The following is a 19,560-nucleotide window of genomic DNA, read 5'->3' on the forward strand; positions in this document are numbered from 1 at the left end:
AGATCTGCGCACGGATCTCACGTGCGATGAGCGTGGCGCTGGGGGTTCCATTTTTGTTTTGAGTGACGTCCAGATAGGCTTCATCCAATGAGAGCGGCTCTACCAGATCGGTATATTCAAAAAAGATCTTTCTGATCTTTCTGGAAATCTCTGTGTATCTATCATAGCGTGGCTTCACAAAGATCAGATCGGGGCAGTTTCGTCTTGCAATAACTCCGCTCATGGCTGAGCGCACTCCGAATTTTCGCGCCTCATAGCTGGCTGCACTGACCACCCCACGCTTGGAACTCCCGCCAACGGCAATGGGTTTTCCTCTTAGCTCTGGCCGGTCCAATTGTTCCACGGAGGCGTAGAACGCGTCCATGTCCACATGAATTATTTTCCGATTTGCCAGGCCAGCTTCCATCCCATAAATTTATGATATCTTCGTTAGACTTCAGTAGCAAAACATGGTAGAAGTAGAGCGAAAATTTTTGGTGAAATCCACAGCTTTTAAGGCCTTAGCTGCACAGGTTGAGCAGATGCAGCAGGGCTTTCTCTCCACGGATCCAGAACGCACGGTCCGAGTCCGTTTGGTAGACGGACGCGGGGTATTGACCATTAAAGGCGCTAGCAGTGATGACGGCACTTCTCGTTTTGAATGGGAACGAGAAATCCCTTCGGATGAAGCCGAACGTCTGCTGAGTCTTTGTTTGCCGGGAAGCATTCGTAAAGCGCGTTATCGCGTACCTATGGAGCAGGTCACTTTTGAGGTTGATGTTTTCTTCGGAGCCAATGAGGGCCTTATTGTTGCAGAAGTAGAACTGACCAGTCCGGACCAGGACTTTCCCAAGCCAGATTGGTTGGGAGAAGAAGTCACTGGAGACGTTAAATATTACAACAGTCAACTATCTAAAAACCCCTATTCAACATGGGAAGATTAATTACTTTGCTCGCGCTAACCAGCCTGCTCTTGGCGGGTTGTAACCAGAAACGATTCGCTCATGATGACATGGATTTAGAGAGCATTGACCTTGACGAATCGTTTGAAGATATGGAGACAAAGCCTTCAATAGCGCAGCAAAAAGACCAACTGCTCAAAGACGGTTTTGAGATCTTTGATTATGTAGATGAGGCTACAGGCGATACCATCATCATGCAGAAATACTTTATGGCCTTTTTAAAGAAGGGTCCAAATCGGGATCAACCAAAGGCAGAGGCAGACAGCTTGCAGGCCTTGCATATGGCTCATTTAGGACGTATGTATGAGCTGGGCTATGCAGATCTTTCAGGTCCATTTGAAGATGAGAGTGACATCAGCGGCATTACCGTTTATAATGTTCCTACCCTAAAAATGGCCGATTCACTGGCCAATATGGACTCTATGGTAAAAGCAGGGCGCTTGGTCATTGAGATCCATCCTTGGTGGGCGGGGAAAGGCTATCCGTTGCGTTAACCCATAAGTCCAGCCTTCATTTGACTCACTACAGATTCATTGGAATGTAGTTCTCCTTTTTTTATGGCTGCGGAGTGAATCGCTCCGAATCCCTTATCGCTGAATTTTGATATGTTTTCTGGGCGGATACTCCCTCCAGGCATAATGGTAATCCGATCTCCAAACTTGATTTGCCATTGCATAAGTTTTTCCAAACCATCCGAGGCGGTTTGAGCTCCTGCAGAGGTAAGAATGCGCCTAAAGCCCATTGCAATTAATTGCTCAATGGCAGCATCAGGATCTGTCATTTCATCAATAGCTTTGTGAAAATTGATCTCTAAATTTCCAGCGGCTTCAATCATTGCATTTAGAGCTTCAACATCAAGTTTACCATCATCAGTGAGGGCCCCAATAACGACTCCTTGAGCCCCTAGATTTTTGACTTTTTCAATGCTACGGATCATCTGCTGAATCTCTTCCGCAGAGAAACAAAAATTCCCACCGCGTGGACGTATCAACACTTGAGTGTCTATTTTAAATTGATTGAGAACGTCAGTGAGAAGTTCCTCAGAAGGGGTTACCCCTCCAAGATCTAATTGCTCGCATAGTTCAATGCGGTCTGCACCACCTTTTACAGCCGCATGAACAGATTCTAAACTTGGGGTGCAGATCTCTAGCAACATTACTGCATCACAATTTCGTCCAGAAAGGTCCAGGCTTTGTTGCCCGCTCCTTGTTTTCCTTCTGGAATGATCCCATAATTAGGAATGTCAATACGGATTCGGGTGATCATTTCTTCAGGCATCCCAAAGACTTCATTGGCCACATTAGATAGAGAGTCTTTTTTGATCATGGCTGTGGTATTGTACGTGCGTCCGTCGGCCAAAGTTGCTCGGATCTGACTTTTAGTTGGTGCATAGATCCACTGACCAGGAGCGTGATAGAACCCGAGTTTAAGCGAATTGAGTTTCACAGGAGTTTCGAATCGAATATCTACTCGGAGATCGTCTCCCCAAAAGCCCAGCCACTCTTTATCTCCATGTCTATTCTTACTGCCGTAAACGCCGTTATTCAAGGCTGCAACTCCTCCGCTATTGTAGGCCGGATGCGGTTTTTTGTCAATTTTTATGGTAGCATTAATGCCTTTGTGTAAAGTGAAGTCTTGTCTAAAATTGACTAGATCAGCATCTGCCTGACCCTCAAATCGTGCTTCAAGGATTGCCGATCGTTCCACCATTATGGGCTCTGTATAATCAATCCAAGCCTGTTCATTAGACCAACGATACTGTATCTTTTGATCGGGCAGAGGACCCTTAAGGCTAATGCGCAAATTGTCTTTTTTGTTTATTTCTGAGGTGATCTTTTGCAGCGGATTGTAATAGCTTCTACCCATCACATCCAGTCTATTAAGGAGCGGTTTGAGCCTTCTTAGAAAATCTGGATAGGACTGCTCTGGATCATTTTTAGCCCCGCTCCAAACCACTTCTGCCATGGCCATGGTTCTTGGATAGGCCATATACTGCATCTTTTCTTCTGAGGTCATATATTCGGTCCAAACGTTTCCTTGAGCTCCTAGGATCAATTGGGCTTGTTTGTCGTTCAATTCTGATGGGATCGGATCAAAACTGTAGACCTTTTCCAACGGCAGAAAGCCGCCAATGGCCAAAGGTTGATCTTCTGAATCGTCTTGATAATAGTCAAAATAAGCATGAGAAGTTGGACTCATAATTACGCCGTTTCCTGATTTGGCAGCGGCAATTCCGCCTTCCACACCACGCCACGACATAACCGTAGCTGTTGGATCCAAACCACCTTCCAAAATCTCGTCCCAACCCAATAGTTTTTTCCCCTTACCATTGAGATAACCCGCTATCTCGCTTACAAAAAAGGACTGCAGTTCGTGTTCGTCTTTTAAGTTTTGTTCGCGGATCAACTCTTGGCAAAACTCAGAACTTTTCCAACGCGCCTTTGGAGCTTCATCTCCACCAATGTGAATGTATTCTCCAGGGAATAAGGCAATGACCTCGTCCAAAACCCCAAAGAGAAATTCAAAGGTTTCTGGCGTTGGACAGAAGATATCTTCAAAAACACCCCATTTGGTTGCCACATCTATCGATTCTCCAGTACAACCCAATTCAGGGTAGGCACTGATCGCCGCTTGTGCGTGGCCAGGCATTTCAATTTCAGGAATCACTTCAATACTCAAAGATTGGGCATAGGCCACTGCTTCTTTGATCTGCTCTTGGGTATAGAATCCGCCGTAGCGTTTCCCGTCAAATTTTTGAGGCTGGTCATTGTAGTGTCCAATTAGGGTTTTATTTCTGTAGCCTCCGTGCTCGGTGAGTTTGGGGTATTTTTTGATCTCAATGCGCCATCCTTGATCGTCGGTCAAATGCCAGTGAAAACGGTTCATTTTTAGCATCGCCATTACATCTAGATAGCGTTTAACCGCATCTACCTCAAAGAAATGTCTGGAAACATCCAAATGCATGCCGCGATGTTTGAATTCTGGTCCGTCCTCTATGCTGAGGCCAGGAAGCGCAAACTGCTCGTAATCCAATACCCCGTCGGCCTCAAAGGCTGCGGGGAGTAATTGTCTCAAACTTTGTAATCCGTAGAAGGCCCCAGCAACGTCTTTGGCGTAAATGCTGATTTGTTCGTTGTCAATTTGAAGTTTGTAGTGTTCATCCTCTAAAGTATTATCACTGATGATCTTCAATTGAGCCGCATCAGAATTGGAAGCTCTCTGAACCGTGAAGCTAGAATTAAGACCAAAGTATGATTCCATAAATGGTGTGACCTCTTCAGCAAAAGAGTCCGCAAAGTAAGCGAGTTCCGCAGGCCAAATGAATTGCGCTTCAACGGCCTCAATAGATTTAGGTACTGGAATGATAGCCACCTCTTCAAAAGCGAGTTTGGGATAGTCTTTTTCCTTGCCACAACTGACTAAAAACAGCAGGCAGCATAGGAGCGAAATTCGGGCGAATACGGCAGTAAAATGCATTAGGTTTTGGTTCGGTTCTTCGCTAAGTTACGGATTCCGAATATGAATTTCACGGCTGATCTCATTTCCATTAGCATCCACTACAGTGAGCAAATGATTCCCAGCTTTGGGCAGCAAGGCCATTTCATGAAATACATCTGTAGTGCCTACATAGGTATTGTTTAAATACCAATACAGCGTCGTTTCGGACTTTCTGTGTGCCACTTTAAAGACCACTTCGTTGGGCTGCTGGCTAAAATCTTGCCCCAAAACTATGTCTGAGGTCTCTTTAGGGAAAATAAACTCCATATTGGGCATTTCTGCAGGAAAGCAGCCGGGTTTATAACTCGGTAATGCTTTGTATTCCGGATGATTCTTGGCGTAGTAATGAGCCACAAAAGGTGGAAGCACAAACCAATTCTCGTTTTTAATAGCTGTTGATGGATAACAGTCCAAGTTGACCTGATATTTCCTTTCAGTATCTAAGAAAATGCTTTGGTGATACGAGCAACTCAAGGTGAGTACCTTGGCATCGGCGACCCATTTTTGCTCGGTATGTTCACAATGCGGACCTGCAATATGCCCACTTTTACTGCACAGGGTTCTTTGAACCATATCATCAAAGGGTTTAGCAAAGAATTCAGACTTGGGCAGTTGGTCAAAAACCTCAAAGAGCAAAGGAGCAGCAGCTTGCACTCCGGTGAGCCCTGGTCGGCCTTCTCCATCAGCATTACCAGCCCATACACCCACAGTATATTTTGGAGTCACCCCTACGGCCCAAGCATCTTTAAAACCGTATGAAGTTCCTGTTTTCCATGCGATCTGTTGCGCGCCATCAAAGCTGTCCCAAAGCTCTTGACCAAAAGGACGATTGACTTCCTGCAAGGCTTCAAAGGTGTTGTAAATACTGCCTGCAGTCCAAATTGGAGCTTTAAAATCTACGGATCCGAGATCGGGTGATGTATTTAATTGCAAAATGGGAGCATGGAACTCCTGAGTTCGGTATTGAGAAGATTCTTGATCAAAATGAATCAAGGTCGCTCCTAAACCTGCATAGGCAGCAGTGACTTCCCAGAGCGAAGCTTCAGCACCTCCCAAGATCAAAGAGAGTCCGTAGTGATTGGGCTGCCGATTGATGCTATTAAAACCAGCTTTTTTCAACTTTCTGTAAAAACGCTCCAAACCATAAGATTCCAACAGGCGAACCGCTGGGATATTCAAGGAGCGCGAGAGGGCTTCACGCGCACTAATGACCCCTTGAAAGTCCTTATTGAAGTTTGTTGGGCTATAACCGTTTATACTGGTGGGAACATCTTTAACCAACATGTCTGGCAATAGACTTCCCTCTTGCAAGGCACTTGCATAAAGCAGTGGCTTTAAGATACTCCCTGTGCTGCGTCGGCTTCTAATAATATCCACATTGACTTGATGTGCTGCGGATGTGGGGCTGTTTCCAACATAGGCCAGGACTTCTCTACTATCGGTTCCTAAAACCAAAACAGCTGCATTGTGGATCTCATTGGACGCTAGATTTCCGTGATGTAAACGCATGCTGTTGTTCAGCTGGACTTGGAGCTTGTACTCCAAGGTGGTCACAATTCGTTGTCCTGGCTTTTCTTGTACCATGCGATCCAAAAGATGAGGTGCCAATTGAGGGAGAGGTAAGGGTTTGCCTGGTAAGGGCTCTTGCGTAGAAAGCTCGTAATCTGTTGCGCTGATCTCTCCGCGCTCCATCAGTTTTTTGAGCAGACGATTGCGTTTTCTAAGCAAGACCTCATGACCTTTCCCTGGATACACAAGGGCTGGAGCATTCGGCAGCACTGCTAAGGTGGCCATTTGGCCCCAACTGAGTTCTGCAGCGGGTAAGCCGTAGTAGCGCCAGGCGGCTGTTTCAAGCCCGATCACATTACCGCCAAAAGGCGCGTGGGAGGCATACATGCTCAGAACTTCTTCTTTGCTGTAGCTAAACTCCAAGCGCGTGGCCTGCACCATTTCAATGAGTTTTTCTGAGTAAGTTCTCGCCTTATTATCTCTGGACAGACGGATCACCTGTTGCGTAAGGGTGCTCCCACCTCGGCGTGAATCTGTGGTCAAATTGTTCCACAGCGCCTTGGTCACTGCTACTGGATTAACGCCAGGGTGCTTGTAGAAATACTCGTCTTCAAAAAGGAGGATACAGCGTTCAAATTTATAGGGAACACTGTCTGTTGCGGGGAATCGCCACTGGCCATCCGCAGCAATTCTGGCGCCTAACAAAAAGCCTTCCCGACTTTCAATAACTGTTGAGGTCGGCGCTTCAAAAAGCACTTTGGGCAGGCAGAACAGCCAGTACCCAAAGGCAATTAGAAGCAGGCTTCGCCTTAAGCCTAGCCATTTGAAAAATGATATGGTTCGCTGTTTGAGCTGCATTTCTTATTGCTTGACGTTGATCCATTTCCCTTTCAAGCGGGCGTAATAATTATCGCTATACATGGTAGCTGCATGAGTGCCAGCCAAATAGTATCGACCCAGATAAGACGCATTGACCGTCATCTCAAAGGTCATGGACTTGCCTGCTCTTAGATCAAAGTAATAGTTGACGCGATCATCACGGATGTCTGTATAGCGCGCCGGATTTAAATTACTCTGAGCCGCATCGGTAAAACTGGTATTGACAATCTCCCAGCCACTTGGAACCAATTGGGTCAAGGAAATATCGCGTAAATGATCATTGGAACTATTAACCACATTGATCTGAATTTTGAATTCTGTGCCTTGTCTGAGCTCACTCACATCCAGTTTGATTCCATCTTTATCCAAGAACTGCGTTCGTAATGAAAGGTTCTTGGTCGCACTGGTCTCTGCCCCCATAGGGTAGCGTCCGCGTTGAATTAAAGAGGCATATACACGACTGCCGCCTGGATTGTCAACACTGATGGTATTCTCCCCCATTACAAAGGAAAGCTCCTCAAGCAGCATACTCTTTTCAGAGCTTAAACTTCGGCTTTGTCCATTTTGATCAAGGCTGACCTGAAAGGCCTTTCCCCCATTGATCTTGACCATTTTACCAAGAGCTAGCAAACTGTATGAGGTCTCTTGAGTACTGAGCCAATTACGACTGCTGAGTCGTGCAGCTATGGATTCTGCCATTTCTCGTTCACGGGAATCTTGGACCAAAGTCATGATCTCCAGCGCCATGGCCATATTGCGCAAGGCCGAGCCATAGGTGTACCAGCTGTCTGTATAATCATTGAATTTTAGCGTGGCTCGATCTAATAATTCTAAAGCTGCTTTTTTATTTCCAGTGAGTGCGTAGGCTCCTGCCAATCGCCACAAGGCTGCGTTGGTGAGTCCAGAGCTTTTACGCAGACGATTCATAGCCGCTAATTCCGGTTGCCCAGCAAGCGCCAAGGTATATAAACGATAAGCCTGCGCATGCGTTGTATTGTATGAATGTGCCGCTTTTCGCCACTGCTTAGCGGCCAAGCGCTGGTATCGCACCCAATTAGATAAGAATCCTACTGGCAGGGTATAGCCCTGTTGTTTGGCCTCCAACATGAAATGTCCGGCGTAGGTAGTTCCCCAATCACTTGATGTTGATTCTCCCATCCAATAACCCAGACCACCCGTGCCGTTTTGGAATTGACCTAATCGTCTAATGGCACTCTTGATATTCTCTACGGTTTGTCTGGCCTGTGTAGAACTCATGGTCACCAAATCCTTCAGATAAAGCTGCGGGAAGGCTCCAGATGTGGTTTGTTCTACACAACCGTGCGGATAGCGGATTAGATAATCCAAGCGCTTTTCAAGGTTCATCGGAGGAATTGTGGAGAGCTCCAAAGTCACCTTATTGCTTCCAGCTGTTCCAAAAGGAGTGAAGTTGATCTGCTGCTTGGCTCCGGGTTCTACGGTATAGATCTTTGCAGTTCTGCTGATGGGATTCGGATTGTAGATATCAATTTCTAGAGGATAAGAAGCTTTGTGCGCACCACTTTGCGCCAGTACTTTGATCTCTTGAACTTCATTACTGGCTTGAATCTCATATTCGAAATTGACAATTTGCTCTCCCGGCTTATCAAAACGAACTGTTTTAATGGCATCGCCTACAGGCTTGAGACCGTCTGTAGTTTCAATTCGGATCTGAGCTTGCTTTACCTTGGGATCCATGGCAAATACGGTCACTGGGAGCGTTAGTTTTTCTCCCGGAGACAGCTTGCGTGGCACAGAGGCCAATACCATCAGCGGTGTTCTTACTGGAGTTACTTTTTCTGCCTTGCCATACGCTTGTGAGGCGTTGTCTCCTGCAACCACCATGGTCTTTACAGAGCCGATATAATTCGGCATACTCAAGGTGTGGGTGGCAGACTGTCCTGCTTCCAGTTTGAAAGGGCCTAAATAGCTCACTACCGGTTTAAAGCGATCGGCTTTGCGGTTTTTGGCTCCCGCGGCCTCATCACCACCTCCTACGGCGAAAATATTGTCCACCTGGGTTGAAAAAGCACCCATGACCAAGTCATAAATATCAAAGGTTTTTACGCCAAGTGCTTGACGTGCATAGAAGGCTTTGTGTATATCTGGAGTGCTGAATCGGGTTAGATCCAAGAGTCCTTCATCTACAACGGCTAGGGTATAAGTCATGGCCTTTCCGTCCGTCTCAGAAACGGTCACCTCATAATTGGATTCCGGTTTGAGCTCTTTAGGCATGCTCAGTTGTGGTGACAGTTCTGTTTCTGGGTTGTTTACCAATATAGGCACCACCCCATAGAGTCGCATGGGCAGATCATTTTTGGTACGCTCATGAGGTTGCAATAGCGAGATGTTGACATACACGTTCGGAGCCATTTCTGGAGTGATCTCAAATTCATAGGTAGTGCTTTCCTCTTGCGTTGAAACCCATTGGTAATTCAAGACTTCTGTGCCATTTTCTATGCTGATCAACGCCGTGCTTCCCAAACTTGATGGGAATTGAATGCGTGCCTTTTCGCCTACGGTATAGTTGTCTTTATCTGCATTGAATAGCAGCATTTTAGCACTTTCTGAACCAGCCTGCCCCGTTTGCCACCAATCTTTAAAGAAATAAGAGGTTATTCCACTTGCGTGTCCGGAGACCTCATCCATCACTCGTATCAAATAGCGACCGCGATCTTCATCTGCGATCTGTAAGTTGAAAGCGCCCTTTCCATTGGCCGCGGTGGTTATCTCAAATTGTTGTTTGGGTCTGTAAACGCTGCTATTTTCGTATCGAGAGAGATTATCGCGACCACGATTCCACCACCAGCGCCAGGAGATCTCAAAGACTTCTACCTTGAGTTTTCTGTTTGCTGCAGGCTTGCCTTGTGCGTCCACAGAAACTACTTCAAATTCGTGATCTCGGCCAGTTTCAAAAGAGCCGTATCGGCCCAATTTGGGTGATTTTAGCCCTACAAAGTTTGTATAAGGAGCCAGCGATTTGTTGATTACATCAATAGAGAAGTCTCCTCCGCCTTCATAAACCTTGGTGACAAAGGAGGCCTTGAGCATTCCTGGGGCCTTGTCGTTGAGTTGAATGGTTTCTGAAAAGTCCAACTGTCCTTCGCTATTGAGATCGCCTTCCATAAAGCTGAACTGCGAAGTGTCAAAGCTGCGGACCGGATCATTAAAGCGATAGCTAGAGTACTCTTTAAAGGGAACCGAGGCTTCAGCCAAAGTCAATTCCATAGTGGCTTTAAGATTACGAGCTGGTGCGCCGTGCAACCAGGTACTTTGCAAGCTGCCGCCAATCGGTTTTGCTGCTTCAAGTACGGTATCGTCAAAATTGAGTTGCACTTTAAGGCGATTCGGTTTAATGGTAGCTACCCTCAAGGTTTTTCCAAAACTGGCTCCACCCACTTTAACTGTCGCATTCCAATTTCCTGTTGGTGCCTCTGCTGAGGTCGCAATCGGGAAGTAATAAAAACCGTTCACGCTTCCACGGACCCCACGGCGTTGTACCAGTTTTCCTCGGGCATCGGTCAGTTCCAATTTTACAGGATGATCTTCTGGTAAAGGATTGACCGCATCGTTCAAAACAAAGGTCAAGTGAATACTGTCTCCCGGACGATGCACACCGCGCTCGGTATACAAAAATCCTTTAAGCCCCTTTTGGACGCTGCCTCCAGAAACATCGAACTTACTCAAGGAAAGCGCCATGCCATCATCCATACGAGCATAGGCATAATTAGAACCTTGTTGGGCAACCACAAAGGCTGCTTTCTCATCGGTATCAAAAACAATTTGACCTTGTCCGTCCGTGGTGCGCTGCGCAATGGCTTGCTGCTGATAGTTGTACAGTCCAACTTGAACATTACCCATTGGTTTAGAGCTGATCAAGTTATTGGTGAATACATGATAGGTGCTGTTATTACCTTTCTTCACGGTAATCCCCAAATCAGAAGCTAGGAGATTGGTGCGTACCAAGCGCTCATCATTATAATAAGCAGGATGGCAGGGATTCTCACGTTCTTGCCAATTGTAAGTGTAGCTGCGCCAGCGATAAATTTCATTATCCCAATAACGGGTTTCTAAGGCGTCTTCTTCCGCATCATCTAAGCTACCGTCGTTGGGAGAATCGTCGTAGTATTCTTCATAATATTCGGCTTCTTCTCCGGCTAAAACAGCTTCGCAAGCAAACATGCTGTACTGGGGTTTAAAGCTAAATTCAATGCGATACAGGCTTCCCGGACTGGCCTGGAAAAGCTCTGTTAAGTCCAAGGCATGTGCCTTCCAACTGTTGGTTGCGCGCAAATTGGTATCTACTAAGGAGAGCGTCTTTTTGGCTACACGTCTACCAACGCGTCTTAAATAGTAGTCTTCTGAGTTGCTCAATAAAGACTCTTGCAAAAATTGCAATACATTGTCTTGGAAGATCTCCACCACGCGCACATCTACTTGAGCCAGATTCACCGTTTCAAAATAAATGGGATTGTTTTGCGCATTGGGTATAATGGTCCCTTTAGAGAGCAGGCGTACCTCTGGCTTTAAAGGATCAAAGGCTACGGCCTCTGTATAACTGTTCTTTAGCTCGTAACCTTCGGTATTTTTTAGACCGGCAAAGACGGTAAGATTCATGCTGCCTTCTGGTCTAGTAGCGGGATAGATCAGCAGGGAATTTCCATCAGCTTCAAAACGTAAATTCTCATCGCCACCTAAACTAATCAGGCCTCTAAAATCCTGATCTTCATCCACAGGATCGGAGAAATTAATAGACATCCGTGTACTTGGTGCCTCAGAAACACTTACGTCTAAAACCGTGAAATTGTTGCGTCCAGGAATGATAAATGGTGTCTCTCCTCGGTGGTCTGCAGCAATGGGTTTTCCATCCCAGCTAATGGTGATTTCGCTGTCTTCCTCTGCGCGATTAATGCTGTCAATTACAAAACTGTAATAGTTGTTGGCTCCGCTCAGGGAGTCCCATTTGATGCTGAGTTTGGCTCCATTTTGAGTAGCGCTGACGAGCTTTCTAGCTTCAGATAAATACAGTCCATCTGCAGACTGCAGATTGCCTTGCAGAAACTGATAACTTTTGTCGTAAGACTGCAATTGCCCAAGATCTACTTTAAAGTTGGGCGTTATGGTCTTAAAGGAAAATGTGAATTGACGTTTATCCTTAGGCAGATCTTCTAAAAAGTCAGAAAGATTTACGGTGACCGTATATTCCGTATCAGCTTTTAGGGGTTCATTCGGACTAAAAACCAAAGAGCGACCGCTTTGAAGCTTCAAAGTTCCTTCAACCTTAGGACTGATCTTAAAACTGCTTGCGGACAGGTCCGCCTCAGTATCAAAGTTGGGCAGGGCCCTTAAAAAATCGAGCACCACAGGAGCGTGAACAGAGCGTACGCCTTGGGTATGATAAGAGAGGTAGTCTCGGTATTGAAAAAGTTGATCGTCTTGAGAAGATTTAGGCTTACAGGCAGTTGCGAGCAGCAGTAAAATAAGGCTCGCGCGGAATAGTGACTTCATAGTCGGAGATGGTTTAACGTCAGTAATTAAAGATACAAAAACTCCAGGTTCATAGTGGACCGGTTAATTCCTGAAGTTAAAATGTAAGGCCTTCGGAATAAGGCTCGTTGGTGGTTGAAGACACTTAAATAACGCAGATATTTTTAATTGCGTATGCTGCGGAATTGAATTTGGCAAGAGTTTAACAAAAGCTTGAATCAGTCCGCTGAAAAATCATACTCTCGTTCTACTTTACAGATCCGTACCTTATAACTGGAATACCATTGAGTTTTGCCCATTTTCTGCGCCAAGAGATGGTCTGCTTGTTGCTTCCATTGGGCAATGGCCTCTAAAGATTCCCAATAACTCACGGTGATGCCCAGACCGCTACGCGCACTTTCAATGCCTAGATAGCCCGCCTGTTGCTGAGCGAGTTCTTCCATCAATTGTGCCGTGGCGGAATAGCCCTCTAAGTCATCAGTTTGATAACTGCTGAATATGACGGCGTAGTAGGGTGTTTTTATGGAACCCATCAGTCTTTGTAAATACCAATCACTAAATCACCATCGGCATTCATATGAGCGCGGTACATGCCTGCAGTATTGAATTCCATAGCGATATTACCGTCCTTATCAATAGCAACAATACCACCGTCACCACCAAGACCTCCAACTTTATCGTGAATTACGGTGCGAGCTGCATCCTGAATGTTCATGCCTTTGTATTCCATCAGCGCAGAGATATCATGGGCCACCATGGCTCGGATGAAATATTCCCCCCAACCTGTAGATGAGACGGCACAAGAGGCATTGTTGGCGTACGTACCGGCTCCAATGATCGGCGCGTCACCAATACGATTCCAGCGCTTGTTGGTCATTCCTCCTGTTGAGGTTCCCGCGGCGAGATTACCGTTTTTATCTAAAGCCGCGCAGCCAACAGTTCCGAATTTATAATCCTTGATATAAGGGTCTACAAAGGCGGTTTTATCGTCGTGATCCAATTGGGTTTTCTGTTGTTCTTTAATGCGCTGTAAACTGTTGTAGCGATTCTGGGTGAAGAAATACTCCGGATCCACCATTTCAATTCCGCGGGTCTCTGCAAAGATCTCCGCGCCTTTACCAGCAAGCATCACATGGTCAGAATTGTCCATTACCTCGCGGGCCAGGTCAATAGGGTTTTTTATGCGAGTGACTCCAGCCACAGCCCCTGCATTGAGTGTTTTTCCGTCCATTACGGAGGCGTCCAGTTCGTTGGTTTCCTCATGGGTGAATACTGCGCCTTTTCCTGCATTGAATAGCGGAGAGTCTTCCATGACGTTGATGGTAGCGGTTACCGCATCCATTGCGTCACCGCCTTCTTCCAAGATTTTATGTCCAACACGAATTGCCTTTTCCAAGGTTTCCTTGTAAGCGATTTCCAAGGAATCGGTCATGTTCTTTTTTAAAATGGTCCCTGCACCTCCGTGAATGACGATCCCAAATGTGGGTTCGCTAGCGGTTGTTTCTGAGGTATTTGCTTGCTGATTTTGAGCAGAATCTGAATTATTTCCGCAGGCGAGAAGCAGCGAAAGTGTTAAAACTGAAAAAATTTTTCGAATCATGATCTTGGCACTTAGTGTCTTACGAATATACGCTAAAAAGCCCACAGTTACTGGGGTAGTGAAAATTCCTGATTGTAGGAAATTAATATTACAAATAATACAAAAACATCGACGAAATGCACAAAAGATAGCTGAAATGCATTTATTTGGATTTTTTTTCTATATTTGACACAGCATCAAGCCCCAAATCTGATGCTCCCCGTATTATGAACCTACTTAGAACCAGCCTCATGGCAGTGGTCCTACTTTTTGTGGCCACTTCCTGCTCCAAGGACGACGTACCTGTGGAGCCAGAATCCAATTTTTCTGTGGATTTAGGCCTAGCCAACAAAACTGATTGGAATATGGCCAATGACATCCTAGTCTTAGTGAATGATCATCGCAGAAGTATGAACCTTGAACCCATTAAGCTCGATCGCAAATTAGCGACAGCTTATGCGGTTATGCATACTGAATACATGATCGATAACGAGAGCATTAGCCATGATGGTTATGCACAGCGTTCTTTGGCACTTCAAAATGAAGGTGCTGAGAGCGTGGGTGAAAATGTTGCCCGCGGTTACCGATCTGCAGAAGATGTTGTCAATGCATGGCTCAACAGCCAGTCACACCGTCGCGTTATTGAAGGTGATTACACCCATTGCGGCTTTGGTGTTATGCAAGACTTTAGAGGAACGTTTTACTTTACACAGCTCTTCTATTCAGAATAATTACGCTTAGTCACGCACTTTTATATTCGCCGGAATCGCCGTACTTTTAGTGTCAATCACTAATTAGACGGCGACATGGCACTATCTAGACCCTTTAATCTAAACAACTGGTTGGAAGAGAATCGCGAGCTTCTCAAACCTCCTGTTGGCAATAAAAATCTTTACGTCGATGCTGATGATTATATCGTTATGGTGGTGGCGGGTCCTAACGCGAGGAAGGATTACCACTACAACGAGACTGAAGAACTCTTCTATCAACTAGAAGGGGAGATCGAAGTGGTTGTCCAGGAAGACGGCGAGCGCGTTGTGATGCCGCTGGGTCCTGGAGATATGTATCTGCATCCTGCAAAGACACCGCATTCGCCGGTGCGAAAAGAAGGCTCCATTGGTTTAGTTATTGAACGCAAACGCGCTGGTTTGGGTTATACGGATGGCCTTTTATGGTTTTGTGACAATTGCAACCACAAACTTCACGAAGTCTATTTTGAACTCCACGATATAGAGAAAGACTTCTTGCCTCACTTTAAAAATTTCTACAATTCAAAGACCTTGCGTACCTGCGATAATTGCGGGACTGTGATGCAGGCTGACGCTCGTTTTACAGAGGATTAATCTTCCATTAAACATTTGGCGAAATCGTTTGCGAATGACTACCTTCGCAGCACAATTTTATTGTCAAAATTTATACAAATTATGAAATGAGCACAAACAAATTTAATTGTTAGTAAACCTTCAGTAATAATTAAATTTTTTGTGTGAAAGCGAAGCGGTTGATCTATGCAGATACTTTTTATTTGCTTGATTGCCACAATAATAAAAATTATCAAATAGATGAAAGCAGTTGCAACGTCCTTTGGAATGGACAAAGCCCTTAAAGAACTAGGCCTTGAGGCGGTAAATCAAGGAACATCAACAGGATCTGATTGGTTCTCTTCTGGAGACGAGATCGCCTCCTATTCTCCAGTAGATGGACAGTTGATCGGAAAGGTGACCACCACCACCAAAGAAGACTACGAAAAAGTAATGCAAGCTGCGACCACAGCTTTTAAAAGTTGGCGTGTTATGCCGGCTCCCCAACGCGGTGAGGTGGTTCGTCAATTTGGAGAAGAACTACGCCGATTAAAAGAGCCGCTAGGAAAACTTGTTTCTTATGAGATGGGTAAATCCTACCAAGAAGGTTTGGGTGAGGTTCAAGAAATGATCGATATCTGTGACTTTGCTGTTGGGCTTTCCCGTCAGTTGCACGGACTTACCATGCACTCAGAGCGTCCTGGACACCGCATGTACGAGCAATACCATCCACTTGGAGTAGTTGGGATTATCTCAGCCTTTAACTTCCCGGTTGCCGTTTGGTCTTGGAACACAGCCTTGGCTTGGATCTGTGGAGATGTATGTGTTTGGAAGCCGTCTGAAAAGGCGCCGCTTTGTGGAGTTGCTTGCCAAAAGATCGCTGCTCGTGTATTCAAAGAAAACGGATTGCCAGAAGGTATTTCTTGTTTGATCAACGGAGATTACAAAGTTGGAGAGTTCATGACCACAGACGGTCGTGTGCCACTCGTTTCTGCTACAGGATCTACTCGAATGGGGAAAATCGTTGCACAGACTGTAGGAGCGCGTCTTGGAAAGTCATTGTTGGAGTTAGGAGGAAACAATGCCATTATTGTGACTCCAGATGCAGATATTAAAATGACCGTTATCGGGGCTGTATTTGGTGCTGTAGGTACTGCTGGACAGCGTTGTACTTCTACCCGTAGATTGATCATTCATGAGAGCATTTACGATCAAGTAAAGAATGCTGTAGTAGATGCTTACAAGCAATTGCGTATCGGGAATCCATTAGATGAGAACAATCACGTTGGACCTCTAATTGATACAGATGCTGTTGCGATGTACCAAAAAGCCTTGGACAAAGTAGTTGAAGAAGGTGGAAACATCGTAGTGCCTGGAGGTGTATTAGAAGGTGCTGGCTACGAAAGCGGTTGCTATGTAAAACCAGCCATTGCTGAAGCTGATAACTCTTTTGAGATCGTTCAACACGAGACCTTTGCTCCGGTATTGTACCTATTAAAGTACTCTGGAGATGTTGAGAACGCCATCGAAGTACAGAACGGAGTTGCTCAAGGATTGTCTTCTGCAATCATGACCAACAACTTGCGTGAAGCGGAGCGTTTCTTATCTCATGCGGGATCTGACTGTGGAATCGCTAACGTGAATATCGGAACCTCTGGTGCTGAGATCGGTGGTGCTTTTGGAGGTGAGAAAGAAACTGGTGGTGGACGCGAGTCTGGTTCTGATGCTTGGAAAGTATATATGCGCAGACAGACCAACACCATTAATTACACTACAGATCTTCCACTAGCTCAGGGGATTAAATTCGATCTTTAGGCTCGGACTAAATCTGAATGATTTAGTATTTTCATAGACCAAATAACGGTTTATGGATAGAAGAGATTTTTCAAAAAATATGGCCCTTGCTGCCTCTACGGTTGGCTTGGGCCTTTTTAGTTCCTGCAAAGAAAACCCTCAAAGCCAGGCAGAAAATGAGTGGGTTTCAGATTTTGCGGAAGCTTATTCCGTTTCTGATGAACTTGCCAAACGCATGTACGACAAGGCACTAGAGATCACCAAATCCAAGGTGCGCGGAGGAGACAGCGAACCTTTCTTTAAAGCACCTTTTATAGATGCGGCCTTTTCTCCCAACATCTTTTTATGGGATACTTGCTTCATGTGTTGTTTTGCAAAATATCACCTTGATGAGCTGCCCGTTTATCAAGCCTTGGACAATTTCTATGACCGTCAAGAAGAGGACGGCTATATCTGCAGAGAATATCGAATAACTGGTGAGCCACTTTGGCCCAAAACGCATCCGGTTTCTATCAATCCTCCACTTTTGGCTTGGGCGGAATGGGAACTCTATCGGGTTTCTCAAAACAAGCAACGTTTAGAAGAAGTGTATCCTATCCTATTAAAGAATTTTGACTTCCACGTGAATACCTATCAAATGGAAGACGGACTCTTTTATGGAGATACCTTAGGGATGGGAAAGGACAATATTCCCAGACAACCTCGGGATTGGGAGCCTACAGAAGGCAACGGCATGACCCATCATGAATTGGGTGATCAACTCGCCGTGATGAATGAAAGTCCAGAAGTAAAGCTCAATTATTTCATTAAAGAATACGTAAACACCAAACAAGGCGTGTGGAATAAACAGGCGCGTTTGGTTGATTTCTCTGCGCAAATGGGCATGTTTGCCCTGCAATTGATTGACATTGCAGAGGCCATTGGTCAAACAGATGAAGTAGAGCGTCTCAAGGCATTTCACACAAAATTGAAGACCGACATCAACGCGCTTTGTTGGTCAGAAGAGGATCAATTCTATTACGACCTTGGATTTGGCAAGCAAGTGGTTCGCCGTCATATTGGAATGTATTGGATGCTCCTTGGCGAGCTAGTTCCGGAAGAGCGCATGGAGTCATTTTTGGGCTATTTGTCTGACCCAGAAGAGTTTTACAGACTCACTCCATTACCAGCCCTGTCTGCAGCCGACCCGGACTATGTAGGTTGGGGAGATTATTGGTTAGGCGGTGTTTGGGCACCAACAGTTTATATGGTTTTGAAAGGATTGGAGCGTATCGGAAAAGATGAGCTAGCGAAAGATCTTGCTACAAAGGTTTATCGTTCTGTAGCGACGGTCTTTGAAGCTACCGGTACTTTCTGGGAGAACTATGCACCAGATTTGGTCGCTTACGGCATGCCAGCTAAAAAGGACTTCTGCGGATGGACAGCATTGATTCCTATTGCAGTTTACAAGGAGTTCATAACTAAAGAGGCTTAATTTCTCCCTGATTCGTCAGGATAGAAATCTTGAACAGGGTCACTGGTGTAGATTACTTTAGTTGCAACATTAATTGCTGAAAGCGGCCCTTTATATGCCGCCGCGGTATCTATATTCCAAACAGTAGCACAATTCACCACGGATTGTTCTCCAATTTTGGTCACGGGAGTATGACCAATGTAGATCTCTTTAAATAGCTTCAGTCTTTTAGGATATCTGGGATGATCCTCGGGCATAGTAGGATCAAGCGCACAAGCCATTTCCCAAAGGCTTCGGTCCCAATAAACCATATTGGGATAGTATTCGTGTTGAGGTCCATGCGGATTCGTGAATCCTGCGTGCACATAGAGTCTGTTGTCCTGATCAACCCAATAGTTGACCAACTGGTCCAAGAATTCAATATGTTTGGCTTTATAGGCTGGGGATTTGTCCGAGTAATTTGCTTTGGTCATTTCCCCTCCTGCAGCCAACCACAGGGGATTGTTGGAATGCACTTTAAGGTGCTGTGACAATAAGTAGTCGTGATTTCCGCGTATAAAGATGCACTTATGTTGCTCGGCAAAACCGATCAAAAATTCAATGGTATTGGCCGCATCACTCCAACCATCCACATAATCGCCTAGAAAGACAAAGATATCATCCGCAGAAAAGGGAATACGCTCTAAAAGCTGCTTTAACGCCTTTAGACCACCATGGATATCGCCTATTGCGTACGTGCTCATTGTTGTTTGTCTGCCAGATCGATTAAAAAGATGATCAAAACTATGGCTGCAATAATACCTACTACCAAGAAGAAGATCTTCCAAAAGGAATACGGGCGCTGCCCGGAGAGTGCTCCTGTTTGTCCGTTTACAAAGAAGTTGTACTGCTTGCCTTTAAAGTTGTAGGCGCTGATGTAGATCGGCAGCAAAATATGCTTAAAGGTCTCGTCGGTGAGCTTCATATTCATAGAAGACACACGCTGAGTGTCTCCACCGATATCCCTACACACCCAGTTGTGGGCAATACGTTTGGCTTCCTTATTGGATTCGATATGTCCTTCTTTAAGCGGAATGGTGGCCTTCTCTGTGACATAGCCGG

At 45.5% G+C, this 19,560-nt stretch carries 13 protein-coding genes and 2 pseudogenes; 6 read left to right on the forward strand and 9 right to left on the reverse strand.

Annotated elements, in window-relative coordinates; translation table 11 throughout:
• Positions 1 to 406: pseudogene (locus HRT75_RS10815) on the reverse strand (DNA polymerase IV); the annotation flags it as partial.
• Between the two features lie 43 nt (positions 407 to 449).
• Between HRT75_RS10815 and HRT75_RS10820 the strand changes: the two are divergent.
• Together HRT75_RS10820 and HRT75_RS10825 are read left to right on the forward strand one after the other, a co-directional pair.
• Positions 450 to 923: a CYTH domain-containing protein gene (locus HRT75_RS10820; RefSeq protein WP_291186414.1), complete on the forward strand. Its 474-nt coding sequence runs from the start codon at positions 450 to 452 to the stop codon at positions 921 to 923.
• The gene (locus HRT75_RS10825) at positions 911 to 1,435 is read left to right on the forward strand and encodes a hypothetical protein (protein WP_291186416.1); all 525 of its coding nucleotides are present in this window, start codon (positions 911 to 913) and stop codon (positions 1,433 to 1,435) included. The genes HRT75_RS10820 and HRT75_RS10825 overlap by 13 nt, the downstream gene beginning before the upstream one ends.
• Here the strand turns inward: HRT75_RS10825 and HRT75_RS10830 are convergent.
• The 6 genes from HRT75_RS10830 to HRT75_RS10855 all read right to left on the reverse strand — a co-directional run bounded on the left by HRT75_RS10830 (position 1,432) and on the right by HRT75_RS10855 (position 13,932).
• Positions 1,432 to 2,097 carry a copper homeostasis protein CutC gene (locus HRT75_RS10830; RefSeq protein ID WP_291186419.1) on the reverse strand — a complete coding sequence of 222 codons (666 nt, stop codon included), beginning with the start codon at positions 2,095 to 2,097 and terminating at the stop codon, positions 1,432 to 1,434. The two genes, HRT75_RS10825 and HRT75_RS10830, sit on opposite strands and share 4 nt — an antisense overlap.
• Positions 2,097 to 4,418: a beta-N-acetylhexosaminidase gene (locus HRT75_RS10835; protein ID WP_291186422.1), complete on the reverse strand. Its 2,322-nt coding sequence runs from the start codon at positions 4,416 to 4,418 to the stop codon at positions 2,097 to 2,099. Before HRT75_RS10835 ends, HRT75_RS10830 begins: the two co-directional genes overlap by 1 nt.
• Before the next feature lie 27 nt (positions 4,419 to 4,445).
• Positions 4,446 to 6,806, reverse strand: coding sequence for a penicillin-binding protein 1C (gene pbpC / locus HRT75_RS10840; RefSeq protein ID WP_291186425.1), 2,361 nt, complete (start codon positions 6,804 to 6,806; stop codon positions 4,446 to 4,448).
• A gap of 3 nt (positions 6,807 to 6,809) precedes the next feature.
• Positions 6,810 to 12,353, reverse strand: a complete 5,544-nt coding sequence (locus tag HRT75_RS10845) for an MG2 domain-containing protein (RefSeq protein WP_291186428.1) — start codon at positions 12,351 to 12,353, stop codon at positions 6,810 to 6,812.
• A gap of 197 nt (positions 12,354 to 12,550) precedes the next feature.
• Positions 12,551 to 12,865, reverse strand: coding sequence for an antibiotic biosynthesis monooxygenase (locus tag HRT75_RS10850; RefSeq protein ID WP_291186431.1), 315 nt, complete (start codon positions 12,863 to 12,865; stop codon positions 12,551 to 12,553).
• Positions 12,865 to 13,932, reverse strand: a complete 1,068-nt coding sequence (locus tag HRT75_RS10855) for an isoaspartyl peptidase/L-asparaginase family protein (protein ID WP_291186434.1) — start codon at positions 13,930 to 13,932, stop codon at positions 12,865 to 12,867. The genes HRT75_RS10850 and HRT75_RS10855 overlap by 1 nt, the downstream gene beginning before the upstream one ends.
• 230 nt (positions 13,933 to 14,162) lie before the next feature.
• Here HRT75_RS10855 and HRT75_RS10860 point away from each other — a divergent pair, with 230 nt between their 5' ends.
• The 4 genes from HRT75_RS10860 (at position 14,163) to HRT75_RS10875 (ending at position 18,480) form a co-directional block, all read left to right on the forward strand.
• Positions 14,163 to 14,642, forward strand: a complete 480-nt coding sequence (locus tag HRT75_RS10860) for a CAP domain-containing protein (RefSeq protein WP_291186437.1) — start codon at positions 14,163 to 14,165, stop codon at positions 14,640 to 14,642.
• 75 nt (positions 14,643 to 14,717) lie between these two features.
• A complete protein-coding gene (locus HRT75_RS10865) occupies positions 14,718 to 15,254 on the forward strand; it encodes a 3-hydroxyanthranilate 3,4-dioxygenase (protein WP_291186440.1) in 537 nt (178 codons plus the stop codon).
• Between the two features lie 219 nt (positions 15,255 to 15,473).
• Positions 15,474 to 17,027 carry an aldehyde dehydrogenase family protein gene (locus tag HRT75_RS10870; RefSeq protein WP_291186443.1) on the forward strand — a complete coding sequence of 518 codons (1,554 nt, stop codon included), beginning with the start codon at positions 15,474 to 15,476 and terminating at the stop codon, positions 17,025 to 17,027.
• Between the two features lie 52 nt (positions 17,028 to 17,079).
• Positions 17,080 to 18,480 (forward strand): trehalase family glycosidase, encoded by a 1,401-nt coding sequence (locus HRT75_RS10875; protein ID WP_291186446.1) that lies wholly within the window; start codon positions 17,080 to 17,082, stop codon positions 18,478 to 18,480.
• Here HRT75_RS10875 and HRT75_RS10880 read toward each other — a convergent pair.
• Entirely contained in the window at positions 18,477 to 19,202 is a 726-nt protein-coding gene (locus HRT75_RS10880) for a metallophosphoesterase (protein WP_291186449.1), read from the reverse strand. The genes HRT75_RS10875 and HRT75_RS10880 overlap by 4 nt on opposite strands.
• A pseudogene (locus HRT75_RS10885) lies at positions 19,199 to 19,560 on the reverse strand (DNA helicase PriA); the annotation flags it as partial. The pseudogene HRT75_RS10885 and the gene HRT75_RS10880, both read right to left, overlap by 4 nt.

Origin of the sequence: Gilvibacter sp. (genome assembly GCF_013214815.1) — a bacterium.
Taxonomy (GTDB): domain Bacteria; phylum Bacteroidota; class Bacteroidia; order Flavobacteriales; family Flavobacteriaceae; genus Gilvibacter.